The 12,982-nt window shown below is 63.4% G+C and carries 14 protein-coding genes; 12 read left to right on the plus strand and 2 right to left on the minus strand.

Annotated elements, in window-relative coordinates:
• Window positions 1–505: 505 nt before the first annotated feature.
• The 9 genes from gfa (at window position 506) to GL284_RS19365 (ending at window position 8,571) form a co-directional block, all read left to right on the plus strand.
• On the plus strand, window positions 506–1,090 hold the full coding sequence (gene gfa, locus GL284_RS19325) for an S-(hydroxymethyl)glutathione synthase (protein ID WP_155046112.1): 585 nt from the start codon (window positions 506–508) through the stop codon (window positions 1,088–1,090).
• Window positions 1,091–1,213: 123 nt separating this feature from the next.
• Window positions 1,214–2,344 (plus strand): S-(hydroxymethyl)glutathione dehydrogenase/class III alcohol dehydrogenase, encoded by a 1,131-nt coding sequence (locus GL284_RS19330; RefSeq protein ID WP_155046113.1) that lies wholly within the window; start codon window positions 1,214–1,216, stop codon window positions 2,342–2,344.
• A gap of 75 nt (window positions 2,345–2,419) precedes the next feature.
• Window positions 2,420–3,049, plus strand: a complete 630-nt coding sequence (locus GL284_RS19335) for an ATP-dependent Clp protease proteolytic subunit (RefSeq protein WP_155046114.1) — start codon at window positions 2,420–2,422, stop codon at window positions 3,047–3,049.
• Window positions 3,046–3,558: a GNAT family N-acetyltransferase gene (locus GL284_RS19340; RefSeq protein ID WP_155046115.1), complete on the plus strand. Its 513-nt coding sequence runs from the start codon at window positions 3,046–3,048 to the stop codon at window positions 3,556–3,558. The genes GL284_RS19335 and GL284_RS19340 overlap by 4 nt, the downstream gene beginning before the upstream one ends.
• Entirely contained in the window at window positions 3,555–4,394 is an 840-nt protein-coding gene (gene fghA, locus GL284_RS19345) for an S-formylglutathione hydrolase (protein WP_155046116.1), read from the plus strand. The genes GL284_RS19340 and fghA overlap by 4 nt, the downstream gene beginning before the upstream one ends.
• A gap of 180 nt (window positions 4,395–4,574) precedes the next feature.
• Window positions 4,575–6,377 carry a methanol/ethanol family PQQ-dependent dehydrogenase gene (locus tag GL284_RS19350; RefSeq protein WP_155046117.1) on the plus strand — a complete coding sequence of 601 codons (1,803 nt, stop codon included), beginning with the start codon at window positions 4,575–4,577 and terminating at the stop codon, window positions 6,375–6,377.
• Window positions 6,378–6,482: 105 nt separating this feature from the next.
• A complete protein-coding gene (locus tag GL284_RS19355) occupies window positions 6,483–7,235 on the plus strand; it encodes a c-type cytochrome, methanol metabolism-related (protein ID WP_155046118.1) in 753 nt (250 codons plus the stop codon).
• Entirely contained in the window at window positions 7,220–8,041 is an 822-nt protein-coding gene (locus tag GL284_RS19360; RefSeq protein ID WP_155046119.1) for a substrate-binding domain-containing protein, read from the plus strand. The genes GL284_RS19355 and GL284_RS19360 overlap by 16 nt, the downstream gene beginning before the upstream one ends.
• Window positions 8,038–8,571 (plus strand): PQQ-dependent catabolism-associated CXXCW motif protein, encoded by a 534-nt coding sequence (locus GL284_RS19365; protein ID WP_155046120.1) that lies wholly within the window; start codon window positions 8,038–8,040, stop codon window positions 8,569–8,571. Before GL284_RS19360 ends, GL284_RS19365 begins: the two co-directional genes overlap by 4 nt.
• Here the strand turns inward: GL284_RS19365 and GL284_RS19370 are convergent.
• Together GL284_RS19370 and GL284_RS19375 are read right to left on the minus strand one after the other, a co-directional pair.
• The gene (locus GL284_RS19370; RefSeq protein WP_155046121.1) at window positions 8,552–9,466 is read right to left on the minus strand and encodes a YncE family protein; all 915 of its coding nucleotides are present in this window, start codon (window positions 9,464–9,466) and stop codon (window positions 8,552–8,554) included. The genes GL284_RS19365 and GL284_RS19370 overlap by 20 nt on opposite strands.
• Complete coding sequence (locus GL284_RS19375) at window positions 9,463–10,011, minus strand: SRPBCC family protein (RefSeq protein WP_155046122.1); 549 nt, start codon at window positions 10,009–10,011, stop codon at window positions 9,463–9,465. Before GL284_RS19375 ends, GL284_RS19370 begins: the two co-directional genes overlap by 4 nt.
• Window positions 10,012–10,190: 179 nt before the next feature.
• Between GL284_RS19375 and GL284_RS19380 the strand changes: the two genes are divergently transcribed.
• The 3 genes from GL284_RS19380 to GL284_RS19390 are packed head-to-tail and all read left to right on the plus strand — an operon-like array spanning window position 10,191 to window position 12,951.
• Window positions 10,191–11,384, plus strand: a complete 1,194-nt coding sequence (locus tag GL284_RS19380) for an ABC transporter substrate-binding protein (protein WP_155046123.1) — start codon at window positions 10,191–10,193, stop codon at window positions 11,382–11,384.
• Between the two features lie 8 nt (window positions 11,385–11,392).
• Window positions 11,393–12,364: a YVTN family beta-propeller repeat protein gene (locus GL284_RS19385; protein ID WP_155046124.1), complete on the plus strand. Its 972-nt coding sequence runs from the start codon at window positions 11,393–11,395 to the stop codon at window positions 12,362–12,364.
• Window positions 12,365–12,387: 23 nt separating this feature from the next.
• On the plus strand, window positions 12,388–12,951 hold the full coding sequence (locus GL284_RS19390; RefSeq protein ID WP_155046125.1) for a cupredoxin domain-containing protein: 564 nt from the start codon (window positions 12,388–12,390) through the stop codon (window positions 12,949–12,951).
• The last annotated feature ends 31 nt before the right edge of the window (window positions 12,952–12,982 follow it).

Consider the following 12,982-nt stretch of genomic DNA (forward strand, 5'->3'; position numbering starts at 1 on the left):
CAAGGTCTCGCAACCCGAAACTTGTCCGAAGATCGACGGTGACCGCCAGCGTCACCAACGGCCGCGCGCTGCGCTACGCCGAAGGCTCCGCGCGCGGCCTCCTACACCATGTGTTGGGACACTGCCTCGGGTGGTGGAGACCAGATCGACATTCTCTTCCAATACTTTCTTTTGTTGCTGTCAACCTAGCGGTGAATCACATGCATGTCACGGGAGGTTTTATAAATAACCGTACTGATCCGGTAAGGGTGTATTTGCTCTGCTCTGCTGGGATTGGGGTTAGCCTTCAATTTGCCCTTTTGAAGTTGTCCGCTTAGGTGTCGATCGGTCTTGCTGCAGCTTTCGCAGTCAATGGCACTTCTGGGTCTAGCGTTCGTGCGGCGTTTGTAGCCCGCCCATTCGGTGCAAAATTCTGCCCCCCCGCTACAACCTTTTGCCCACTTGCCGACGACACCCCCCGGCGCGACCCTTGCCGCATCTAGGGTCTGTTCGGAGGGGAATGACCATGACAGATACTTCTGGGGTGAAGATCCACCCCGCCGTGGATAACGGCATCAAGCCCGCCACGCCCGGCTTTTCGGGCGGTGAGCTGCACTGCAAATGCGCCAGTGATCCGGTTCGCGTCTCGGTCAAGTCCCAGACCGCGCATAACCACGTCTGCGGCTGCACCAAGTGCTGGAAGCCCGAGGGCGCGATCTTTTCGCAGGTGGCCGTCGTCGGGCGCGATGCGGTTCAGGTGCTGTCGGGCGAAAGCAAGCTTGAGATCGTGAACAAGGACGCGCCCATTCAGCGCCACCGCTGCACCGGCTGCGGCGTGCATATGTATGGCCGCATCGAAAACACCGAACATCCCTTCTATGGGCTGGATTTCGTGCATACCGAACTTTCCGACGAATCCGGCTGGTCCGAGCCGCAATTCGCCGCCTTTGTCAGCTCGATCATCGAATCCGGCGTGGATCCGTCGCGCATGGATGCCATCCGCGCCCGGCTGCGCGAACTGGGGCTTGAGCCCTATGACGCCCTGTCGCCGCCGCTGATGGATGCCATCGCGACGCATATCGCCAAGAAATCGGGCGCACTCGCGGCTTGACGAAACCCGCTTGGGCAGGAAAGCAGGGGGTCGGTCATGCCGGCCCCCGCTGACATGAAGATGTCAGCCCGGCCCAGGACAATTCCATCCGGCCATCCGGCCAACACGACAAGGAGAACGAAGATGAGAACACGTGCAGCCGTCGCGCTGGAAGCCGGAAAACCGCTCGAGGTGATGGAGGTCAATCTTGAAGGCCCCAAGGCCGGTGAGGTCATGGTGGAAATCAAGGCCACCGGCATTTGCCACACCGATGAATTCACCCGCTCGGGCGCGGACCCGGAAGGCATCTTCCCATCGATTCTGGGCCATGAAGGCGCGGGCATCGTGGTCGAGGTCGGCCCCGGCGTCACCTCGGTCAAGCCGGGCGATCATGTGATCCCGCTCTACACGCCGGAATGTCGCCAATGCGCGTCCTGTCTGTCGGGCAAGACGAACCTGTGCACCGCGATCCGCGCCACGCAGGGGCAGGGCCTGATGCCCGATGGCACGACGCGGTTTTCCATGCTGGATGGCACGCCGATCTATCACTACATGGGCTGCTCGACCTTTTCGAACTATACCGTGCTGCCCGAAATCGCCGTGGCGAAAGTGCGTGAGGACGCGCCCTTCGACAAGATCTGCTATATCGGCTGCGGCGTGACCACCGGCATCGGCGCGGTCATCAACACCGCCAAGGTGGAAATCGGCGCCTCGGCCGTGGTCTTCGGTCTGGGCGGCATCGGTCTGAACGTCATTCAGGGCCTGCGTCTGGCAGGGGCCGACAAGATCATCGGCGTCGATCTGAACAACGGCAAAAAGGCCATGGCCGAACATTTCGGCATGACGCATTTCATCAACCCGTCCGAGATCGACGGCACCGTCGTGCAGGAAATCGTCAACATGACGAAAACCCCCTTCGACCAGATCGGCGGCGCGGATTATTCCTTCGACGCGACCGGCAGCACCAAGGTGATGCGCGACGCGCTGGAATGCACCCATCGCGGCTGGGGTGTGTCGGTCATCATCGGCGTGGCGGCGGCGGGCGCGGAAATCAGCACACGGCCCTTCCAGCTTGTCACCGGCCGGGTCTGGAAAGGCACGGCCTTTGGCGGGGCGCGGGGCCGGACCGATGTGCCCAAGATCGTCGACTGGTATATGGACGGCAAGATCGAGATCGACCCGATGATCACCCACACCATGCCGCTGGAAGACATCAACAAGGGCTTCGAGCTGGCGCATAAGGGTGAATCGATCCGCTCGGTCGTCCTTTACTGATCGTAAAGCTCTGCTTAGTTAAAAGGACGGCGGGGACGGGTGACCTTTCCCGCCGTCAACATGAAAGGACCGATCATGGCACGACACTTCCATCTGGACGACGAAGACGAAGACGAACGCCCGAGCGAGGGCCAGAAGGATGAAGGTCTGGGCCTGCCGGAAGGCGACAAGATCGGCAAACTGTATTTCAAATCGCGCACCGTGATCGTTGCGGGCCCGATCAATGACAAGCTGGCGCAGCGCACCGTGGCGCATCTGCTGGCCTTGGCCGAGGATGGCGACAAGCCGATCAACATGCTGATCTCCTCGCCCGGCGGTCATGTGGAATCGGGCGACATGATCCATGACGTGATCAAGTTCATCCGTCCGACCGTCCGCACCATCGGCTCGGGCTGGGTGGCATCGGCGGGGGCGCTGATCTTTGTCGCGGCGAAAAAGGAAAACCGCTTCTGCCTGCCGAACACGCGCTTTCTGATCCACCAGCCCTCGGGCGGGATCGGCGGCACGTCGTCGGACATGATGATTCAGGCCGAACAGGTGCGCCTGATGCGCGACCGCCTGAACCAGATCTTTGCCGAGGCGACGGGCCAGAAGATCGAAAAGATCGAAGCCGACACCCAGCGCGATTTCTGGCTGAACACGCAAGAGGCGCTGGATTACGGCCTGCTGGGCAAGGTCATCTGCTCTGTGGATGAGCTGAAATGATCAAGGGCGGGACAGTGATCCGTCCCGCCACTTCGGCAGATCACGACGCGATCTGGGATATTCTGCAGCCGGTCTATCGCGCGGGGGAAACTTATTGCATCCCGCGCGACATCAGCCGTGCGGATGCGCTGGCCGACTGGTTCGCCGCGCCCTTCACGGCCTTCGTGGCCGAAGCAGAGAGCCGCGTGCTGGGAACCAGCCATGTCGGGATGAACCGGCCCGGCCCGGCCTCGCATGTCGCCAATGCAAGCTTTGCCACCCATCCTGACGCGCGGGGCCGCGGCATCGCGCGGGCGCTGGTCGGCCATGCCAAGGATTGGGCGCGGGAACAGGGTTTCCGGGCCATGCAGTTCAATTTCGTCGTCTCGACCAATGCCGATGCCGTTCATTCGTGGCAGAAGGCCGGTTTCGATATTGTCGGGCGGCTGCCGGGCGCGTTTCTTCACCCGCAACATGGCTATGTCGATGCGCTGGTCATGTTCCACGATCTGACAGGAGGCGATGCATGACCTTGACCTATGAAACCGTTTCGGAAAACCGCAGCTTCGGCGGCACGCAGGGCGTCTATCGCCATCAGTCGCAGGCGACGGGCACGCAGATGACCTTTGCCGTCTACCTGCCGCCCGCCGCTGAACACGGCAAGGTGCCGGTGCTGTGGTATCTGTCGGGCCTGACCTGCACGCATGAAAACGCCATGACCAAGGCGGGCGCGCAGGAATGGGCGGCGGAATACGGCATCGCGCTGATCTTTCCCGACACCTCGCCGAGGGGCGAGGGCGTCGCCAATGACGATGCCCATGATCTGGGGCAGGGCGCGGGCTTTTATGTCGATGCGACGCAGGAACCGTGGTCGCCGCATTTCAGGATGTGGCATTACATCACCCATGAATTGCCGGAACTGGTCTTTGGCAATTTCGCGCTGGACCGCGACGCGCAGGGCATCACCGGGCATTCAATGGGCGGGCATGGCGCGCTGACCATCGCGATGACGCTGCCGGAACGCTACAAATCCGTTTCGGCCTTTTCGCCCATCGCCAATCCCAGCGAATCCGACTGGGGCCGCAAGCAGTTCACCGCCTATCTGGGCGACGACAAGGCCGCATGGCAGCGCCATGACGCCACTGTCCTGATGCGCGAGCGAGGCTATCCCGGCGAGGTGCTGATCGATCAGGGCGCGTCGGACCAGTTTCTGGACCTGCTGAAGCCCGAGTCTTTGGCGCAGGCCATGGCCGCGCGGCGTCAGCCGGGCGAATTCCGGCTGCAAAAAGGCTATGACCACAGCTATTTCTTCGTCCAGACCTTCATGGGCGACCATATCCGCTGGCACGCCGAGCGGCTGGCTTAGGGCGGGGCAAATCCCCCCGCGCGAAAACGGGGGGATTTCCCATACCTATTGCCGATTTCCCCTAATACTTTGGTCTTGGATCTGGCCTGTTGCGTTGACGCAACCGTGACCCGACCGAAGACTGTCCGCATATGGCCACCCCGCGATTGAGGAGTCGCTGGCCAGCTAGCGGAGGAAATCATGAAACAACTGCTGACGGGCGCCGCCATGGCGCTCTTGCTGTCGGGCACCTCGGTTCTTGCCAATGACAGCGTGCTGGCCGAAATCGCCAAGCCCGAACAATGGGCCATCCAGACCGGCGATTATGCGAATACGCGCTATTCCCCCCTCGACAAGATCAACAAGGACAACGTGGGCGATCTGCGGGTGGCCTGGACCTTCTCGACGGGCGTGCTGCGGGGGCATGAAGGCTCGCCCTTGGTGATCGGCGACATCATGTATGTCCACACGCCGTTTCCCAACAACATCATGGCGCTGGACCTGAACGACGGCGGCAAGATCATCTGGCGGTATGAGCCGCAGCAGGATCCGAACGTTATTGCCGTGATGTGCTGCGATACGGTCTATCGCGGGCTGGCCTATGCCGATGGCATGATCCTGCTGCATCAGGCTGACACCACGCTGGTGGCGCTGGACAGCAAGACCGGCGAAGTGAAATGGAGCGTCAAGACCGGCGATCCTGCCGTCGGTGAAACCAACACGACGACCGTGCTGCCGGTCAAGGACAAGGTGATCGTCGGCGTGTCGGGCGGCGAATATGGCGTGCGCGGCCGCGTCACCGCCTATAACCTCAAGGATGGCAGCGAGGCGTGGAAAGCCTATTCCACCGGCCCGGATGCGGAGATGCTGGTCGATCCCGAAAAGACCATGGCGCTTGGCAAGCCCATCGGCGCCGACAGCTCGCTGAACAGCTGGGAAGGCGATCAGTGGAAGATCGGCGGCGGCACGACATGGGGCTGGTATTCGTATGACCCGGACCTGAACCTGATCTATTACGGCACCGGCAACCCCTCGACCTGGAACCCCAGCCAGCGCCCCGGCGACAACAAATGGTCGATGACCATCATGGCGCGGGATGCCGATACCGGCATGGCGAAATGGTTCTATCAGATGACGCCGCATGACGAATGGGACTTTGACGGCGTCAATGAAATGATCCTGACCAACCAGCAGATCGATGGACAGGACCGCAAGCTTCTGACCCATTTCGACCGCAACGGTCTGGCCTATACGCTGGACCGCGAATCCGGCGAATTGCTGGTGGCCGAGAAATACGACCCGGTGGTGAACTGGACCACGGGCGTCGATATGGACAAGAATTCCGAAACCTATGGCCGCCCGGCAGTGGTCGCGGAATTCTCGACCGCACAGAACGGCGAGGATGAGAACACGACCGGCATCTGTCCGGCGGCCCTTGGCACCAAGGACCAGCAGCCCGCCAGCTATTCGCCGCAGACCAATCTGTTCTATGTGCCGACGAACCACGTCTGCATGGACTATGAGCCGTTCCGGGTGGCCTATACCGCGGGCCAGCCCTATGTCGGCGCCACCCTGTCGATGTATCCCGCGCCGAACAGCCATGGCGGCATGGGCAATTTCATCGCCTGGGACAACGTGAAGGGCGAAATCAAATGGTCGCTGCCCGAACAGTTCTCGGTCTGGTCGGGTGCGCTGGCGACGGCGGGCGGCATCGTCTTCTATGGCACGCTTGAGGGCTATCTGAAGGCCATCGACGCCGAAACCGGCAAAGAGCTTTACCGCTTCAAGACCCCCTCGGGCATCATCGGCAACGTCATGACCTATGAACATGGCGGCAAGCAATATGTCGGCGTGCTGTCGGGTGTCGGCGGCTGGGCAGGCATCGGCCTTGCCGCAGGTCTGACCAACCCGAACGAAGGTCTGGGTGCGGTCGGCGGCTATGCCTCGCTGTCGCAATATACCGAACTGGGCGGACAACTGACCGTGTTCGAGCTGCCGGGCTAATACTTTGGTTCGGAAAACCCAACTGTGACTCGAAATACTCCGCCCGGGGAAAATACCCTTGGGCGGAGATGCCTTTTTCCAAGGGCCTCACTCAGGGAGGAGTTGATGACCAGCAATTTGACCGCCAGTCTTCTGGCGTTCGGCATCGTATGCGCGTCTGCCACGCCCATGCTTGCCCAGACCGCCGAAACCCCGCCTGCGCAGGCCGGCGCAGGTGCCGCCGCCGCGACATCGGGCAATGCGCCCGATGCCCCCGCCACGCCGCCGGTCGCCCCGCAGGGCGGGGCGGGGGCCGCAACGGCCACATCCGGCGAAGCCCAGCCCGCAACGACGCCACCCGCAGCACCCGCCCCTGCCGCAACCGAGGAGGATCTTGCCGTCAAGGCCGATGGCGGCAAGCTTGTGCTGCCCAATGGTCAGGACATCACCCCGGAAAGTCAGGAAAACGGCCGCTGGTACAATGCCGAAGGCATCCCGACCTATAAGATCGAGGCGGATGGCACGGTCGATTACGCCACCTTCTCGGGGTATCGGCGTTATTCGGCGGAATGCCATGTCTGCCACGGCCCGGATGGCGAGGGCTCGACCTATGCGCCCGCGCTGAAGAACTCGGTGCTGAAAATGGACTATTACGCCTATCAAGAGATCGTCGCCTCGGGCAAGCAAGAGGTCAACAAGGCGGCAAACCTTGTGATGCCCGCCTTTGGCACCAACAAGAACGTGTGGTGCTATGTCGATGACATCTATGCCTATCTGCTGGCGCGCGGCACGGATGCCATTCCGCGCGGTCGCCCGGCCAAGAAGGAAAGCAAATCCGACGAATTCACCGCGCAGGAGGATTCATGCATGAATGGCTGATCCCCGCCGCCGTGTTGCTGGTCGCAAGCCTTGCTGCGACCGCGACCGGCGCGCAGGTGGCCGACCTGCGCTCGCACGAGGCGCTGCGGGTCTGCGCCGATCCGGCGGCGGTGCCGATGTCATCGGAAGATGGCGCGGGGTTTGAAAACCGGCTGGCCGTGCTGATCGGCGAAAAGCTGGGCGTGCCGGTCAGCTATACATGGTTTCCGCAAGGGCCGGGCTTCATCCGCAAGACCCTGCGTGCCGGGCTGTGCGATGTCGTCATGGGCTATGCGCAGGGCGATGAGATGGTGCTGAATACGAACCATTACTACACCTCGGCCTATGGCATCGTGACGCGCCGGGACAACCCGCTGGCCTCGGTCGATCTGCTGGAGGATCCGGCGCTGAAAGGTCAGCCCATCGGCGTGGTGGCGGGCACGCCGCCCGCGACCAATCTGGCACAGGCGGGGCTGGCCAAGGACATGCGCGGCTGGGATCTGTTCGTCGATCGCCGCATCGAGGATCCGGTCGGCGACATGCTGGCGCAGGTGAAATCGGGCGAGCTGGCCGCCGCCGTGCTGTGGGGGCCTTTGGCCGGGCCACGGGTCAAGGCCGATCCCGATCTGCAGTTCACCCCGCTTCTGAAGGAAACCTCGGGGCCAAAGATGTTTTATCGCATCACCATGGGCGTCCGGCTGGGCGAGGACGAATGGAAACGCCAGTTGAACAGCCTGATCCGCCGCAATCAGGGCGAGATCGACGCGCTGCTGCGCGATGCGGGCGTGCCCATTCTGGACGATTACGGCAAGGGGCTGAAACCATGACCCGCCTTGCCATGGCCCTGATCCTGCTGCTGATCCCGGCCATGGCGCAGGCGCAGGTGCCCGAGCCCGACGGGTTCCACGGCGAGCCCTACCGATCCGAGGTTCCCGCGACATTGCAGGGCGCGCAGGTCATCACGCCCGCAAAGGCCAGGACGTTGCGGGCTCAGGGCGTGCCCTTTCTTGACACCATGCCGCGCAAGACGCGCCCTAAGGGTCTGCCGCCCGGCACGATCTGGACCGCGCCGCCGCATCTGACCATCCCCGGCGCGGTCTGGCTTTACGATACCGGCTATGACCGCATCGCGCCTGCCGAACAGCAGCGGCTGGAACAGGGCCTGATCGCCGCGACCCATGGCGACAAGGCGGCGCCCGTGGTGATCTTCTGCAAATCGGACTGCTGGATGAGCTGGAATGCCGCCAAGCGGGCCGTGGGGCTGGGCTATACCGGCGTGCTGTGGTTCCCGCTGGGCGCGGATGGCTGGACGCAGGCGGGCGGCACGCTGGTCCCGGCTAACGTGTCCGACCCGTGAAGCTGCCGAAGGCGCGGGGGCCGTCGGGCAGCTCGATCTGGCGGGTGATGGTCAGGCTGGCGGCGTCGATCCAGACCAGCGTGTTGCTGTCCCAATGCGCCACGACCACGCCCGAACCATCGGGCAGGGGCGCGATGCCCTCGGGGTAATCGCCGGTCTCCAGCGTGCCCGTCGCCGCCAATGTCGCGGGGTCGAAGACCGTTACCGTCCCGGCATATTGGTCGGTGACAAAGCCCCGCCCGCCCGCAAAGGCCACGCCGTAAGGATGGCTGCCGGTCGGCACCTGTCCCAGCAACCTGCCCGCGACAGGATCGATGACGCTGACCGTGTCGCTTTGCACATCCGCCGTCCACACCCGGCCGTCATGGAAGGTGACGGAATAGGGATGCTGTCCCACCGCGACGCTGTGCAGCCGCGCGCCGCTGGCCGCATCATAGATCGACACCCGGTCGTCATCGCGATCGGCCACGGCGACCAGACCATCAGCGGTGGCCACGCCCGCAGGGGCGCGACCCGTGGGCACCGACCAGATCTGCCGCAAACCTGCATCCAGCCGGATCAGCCGGCCCTGATACCATTCGGTGATGAAAACCCCGCCATCCGGGGCTGCGGCCACACCGAACGCGCCTTCGGGCAGATCCAGCCCGTGCAATTCACGCCCGGCCTGATCCACCACGCTCAGCCGCCCGGTCTTGGCGGCGATGACATAGGCGCGGCCATGCGCGGCATCATAGGCCACCGGCGCAGGCGCCCCCGGCACCGACGCCGAGGCTATGACTTCGCCGCTGACCAGATCCACCACGCTCAGCATGTCGGCATTCTGCGAGGTGACAAAGGCCAGATCGGCGGCCTGCGCCGATCCCGCCACCAGCAGCGCGGCAAACAGCCGGATCATTCGGCCTTGCCGAACCTTTCGGCCAGCGCGTCCAGACCGGCCTGATAGATGCCGGTCACGGCTTTCGTCGCGGCCTCGTCATTCTGATCGGGCGGCGGGTTGTTATTGGGAAAACCGCGATAGAACCCGGCTTTCCAGCTGACCATGGCCTTGCCGCCCTCATCCTTGACGCACAGCGTCGAGGCGTAGTTCGTCACCGGCAGCACCGCCACATCGACCTTTTCGATGCGATAGGCATAGCAGCGCTTCTCGGGCTGCCATTTCGACAGGATCTCGGTGATGGTCGGCGCGCCCTCGGCCTTCAGGGTCAGCACACGCTCGGACTTGTCGGGCTGATCGACCGAGCCATCGCCGGTCAGTTCGGTCTTTTCGACAGCGGGGTGCCACCCCATGTCCTGAAACTTGCCGATGACGGACCAGACCTCATCGGGGGTCGCGTTCAGTTTCTGGTTAAGCTCCAGCTTCAGGCGCACCGGGCCATGGGCTCGTGCCATGGGCGCAAGCGCCATCACGGCCCCCGCTGTCAGGGCCAGTAATCGCATCATGTTGCAGTCTCCTCGCATGGCGCGCGGGCAGGCCGCCGCCCATGGGGCGACCATGCCCGGGCGATCCCGGCCCGTCCATAAGACAAATGTATCGGGTGATTTTCCCCGGATGGAACCGGGCGGTTTTCCGGGTTCACGCAGGGGCTTTCGCCCGCCATGATGACCGGGGGAGGACGGCAATGCAGGGCAGAATCATCATACTTTTGGCTGGGTTATTCGCAACCGGCCCGGCCATCGCACAGCAGCAGACGCAAAAACAGATGCAGACGGTGCGCGCGGCGGTGCTGCGCGTGGACACGCCCGCGCTTTTGCCGATCTCGCGCATGGATACGCCGCCCGCGGATCTGGGCTTTGCGGGCGCGAAGCTGGCGATCAGCGACAATGACACCACCGGCAGTTTCATGGGTCAGGATTTCGACGCGCAGGAGGTCACGGCGACCCCGGACACGATGGCTGCGGAAATGGACAAGCTGCTGGCTGACGGCATTCCCTTCATCGTCACGCTGGCCGATGACGCCCAGACGCTGGCCTTGGCCGATCAGGCGGGCGACCGGGCGCTGATCTTCAACGCAAGGGCGCGCGGCGACGCTTTGCGCGGCACGGATTGCCGCGCGAACACCATTCACACCGCGCCCAGCCATGCCATGCTGGCCGACGCGCTGGCGCAATTCCTGATGTGGAAGAAATGGGATGAATGGTTCCTGATCGCGGGCAGCCATCCCGACGACATCGCGCTGGCCGAGGCCTATCGCCGGGCCGCGACGAAATTCGGCGCCAGGATCGTCGAGGAACGCACCTATGAAGACACCGGCGGCAGCCGCCGCAGCGATTCCGGCTATGTTCAGGTCCAGCAGCAGATGCCGGTCTTTACCCAAAGCGCGCCTGCGCATGATGTGCTGATTGCGGCGGATGAAAACAGCGTCTTTGCCGACTGGCTGCCCTATCAGACATGGGACGCACGCCCGGTCGCGGGTTCGGCCGGGCTGGTGCCGCGCGCGTGGTCGCCCAACCTCGAGGCGTGGGGCGCGCTGCAATTCCAGAACCGGTTTGAAAAGCTGGCCGCCCGTCCGATGCGGGAAGACGATTACCAGACATGGCTGGCGCTGCGGATGCTGGGCGAGGCCGCGACGCGGACGCAAAGCACCGATGCCGCTGCGCTGAAGGACTTCATGCTGTCCGAAAATTTTGAACTCGCCGGCTTCAAGGGCCAGAAGCTGACCCTGCGCGACTGGGACCATCAGTTGCGCCAGCCGATCCTGCTGGCCACCGACAGCGTGACGGCCTCGGTCAGCCCGCAGGACCAATATCTGCACCAAAGCTCGGCGCTGGATACGCTGGGCATCGACCGTCCCGAAACACAATGCAACTTCTGAGGCCGAAGATGAAAGCGACCACCGCCATTCCGACCTTGGCCCTGTGCCTTGGGATCGCCATGCCCGCCCATGCCAACCGCGTGTTCGTCAGCAATGAAAAGGGCAATGATGTGACTGTGCTGGACAGCGCCACGCTGGAGGTGATCGGAACATATCCCGTCGGCGCCCGCCCGCGCGGCATCACCATCAGCCCGGACGGCAAGGAACTTTACGTCTGCGCCTCGGACGATGACCTTGTGCGGGTCTTCGATCCCCAGACGATGCAGGAAACCCACACGCTGCCCTCGGGGCCGGACCCGGAACTGTTCGTGCTGCACCCCTCGGGCAATCCGCTGTATATCGCCAATGAGGACGACAATCTGGTCACCGTGGTCGATACGAAGACCCATAAGGTGCTGGCCGAAATCCCGGTGGGGGTCGAACCCGAAGGCATGGGCGTCAGCCCGGATGGCAAGATCGTCATCAACACCTCGGAAACCACCAATATGGCGCATTTCATCGACACCGACACGTTCCAGATCGTGGCGAATGTGCTGGTCGACAGCCGCCCGCGCTTTGCGCAATACAACGATCAGGGCACCAAGCTGTATGTCAGCGCCGAAATCGGCGGCACGGTCAGCGTCATCGACCCCGCCACCCAAGCGATCAGCAAGAAGATCACCTTCGACATTCCCGGCGTCCTGCCCGAGGCGATCCAGCCCGTCGGCGTGCGCGTGACCAAGGACGGCAAGAAGGTCTTCGTGGCGCTTGGCCCCGCCAACCGCGTCGCCGTCATCAATGGCGACACCGATGAGGTCGAGGATTACCTGCTGGTCGGCCAGCGCGTCTGGCAGATGGCCTTCACGCCGGATGAAAAATACCTGTTCACCACGAACGGCAACTCGAACGACGTGTCGGTGATCGACGTGGCCGCGAATACGGTCGTCAAATCCATCCCCGTGGGCCAGCAGCCCTGGGGCGTGGTGGTGGCGCCGGACTGATTTTCATGAGGGAGGAGAGAGACATGACCAAGCTGCTGACCGCGCTTCTGCTGATGCTGGGCCTTGCCGCGCCGGTTCACGCGCAGGAAGCCCCCGCGCCCAAGCCCGACACCGCCGCCGCGCAGACCGAAGGCGACGATGCCGCCGAGGAGGAGGATGACGACAACGCCGAGCCCGAAGCCGCCGAAGAGGCCGTGCATGATGCCAAGGGCAAGTTCGACTATGGCTTTTCGGGGGTGCTTGCGCGGGACAACCGCACCGTCATCGCACCGCTGATGCTGGGATCGGGCAAGCCGGTGGCGACGGCGGAATACACGCTGAAATCGGGTGGATATTACCGCATGGACATCACCGCCGACGGCACGGGCGAAATGGCGCTGTCGGGCGGCGATTTCTTCCGTGCGATCTGGATCAACGAAATCGTCATCAACGACATCGAGATCCGGCCGATGGGCGTGCACAGCCTTGAATTCGACGATGCGGGCACGGCGACGATCAGCTTTGTCGCCATGGTGCCGGGGCGCTATACCTTGTCGATCCCCGGATCGTCGGGCGACACGCAGCGGGCGGTGTTCAACATCCAGTGAAAGGGCGGGGCGCGCGGGCAACCGCGCCAGC

Source organism: Paracoccus shanxieyensis, assembly GCF_009711265.1.
Taxonomy (GTDB): Bacteria; Pseudomonadota; Alphaproteobacteria; order Rhodobacterales; family Rhodobacteraceae; genus Paracoccus; species Paracoccus shanxieyensis.

Coding starts and splice junctions, on each gene's coding strand:
- gfa (WP_155046112.1), top strand. CDS start 506: ATGACAGATACTTCTGGGGTGAAGATCCACCCCGCCGTGGATAACGGC.
- GL284_RS19330 (WP_155046113.1), top strand. CDS start 1,214: ATGAGAACACGTGCAGCCGTCGCGCTGGAAGCCGGAAAACCGCTCGAG.
- GL284_RS19335 (WP_155046114.1), top strand. CDS start 2,420: ATGGCACGACACTTCCATCTGGACGACGAAGACGAAGACGAACGCCCG.
- GL284_RS19340 (WP_155046115.1), top strand. CDS start 3,046: ATGATCAAGGGCGGGACAGTGATCCGTCCCGCCACTTCGGCAGATCAC.
- fghA (WP_155046116.1), top strand. CDS start 3,555: ATGACCTTGACCTATGAAACCGTTTCGGAAAACCGCAGCTTCGGCGGC.
- GL284_RS19350 (WP_155046117.1), top strand. CDS start 4,575: ATGAAACAACTGCTGACGGGCGCCGCCATGGCGCTCTTGCTGTCGGGC.
- GL284_RS19355 (WP_155046118.1), top strand. CDS start 6,483: ATGACCAGCAATTTGACCGCCAGTCTTCTGGCGTTCGGCATCGTATGC.
- GL284_RS19360 (WP_155046119.1), top strand. CDS start 7,220: ATGCATGAATGGCTGATCCCCGCCGCCGTGTTGCTGGTCGCAAGCCTT.
- GL284_RS19365 (WP_155046120.1), top strand. CDS start 8,038: ATGACCCGCCTTGCCATGGCCCTGATCCTGCTGCTGATCCCGGCCATG.
- GL284_RS19370 (WP_155046121.1), bottom strand. CDS start 9,466: ATGATCCGGCTGTTTGCCGCGCTGCTGGTGGCGGGATCGGCGCAGGCC.
- GL284_RS19375 (WP_155046122.1), bottom strand. CDS start 10,011: ATGATGCGATTACTGGCCCTGACAGCGGGGGCCGTGATGGCGCTTGCG.
- GL284_RS19380 (WP_155046123.1), top strand. CDS start 10,191: ATGCAGGGCAGAATCATCATACTTTTGGCTGGGTTATTCGCAACCGGC.
- GL284_RS19385 (WP_155046124.1), top strand. CDS start 11,393: ATGAAAGCGACCACCGCCATTCCGACCTTGGCCCTGTGCCTTGGGATC.
- GL284_RS19390 (WP_155046125.1), top strand. CDS start 12,388: ATGACCAAGCTGCTGACCGCGCTTCTGCTGATGCTGGGCCTTGCCGCG.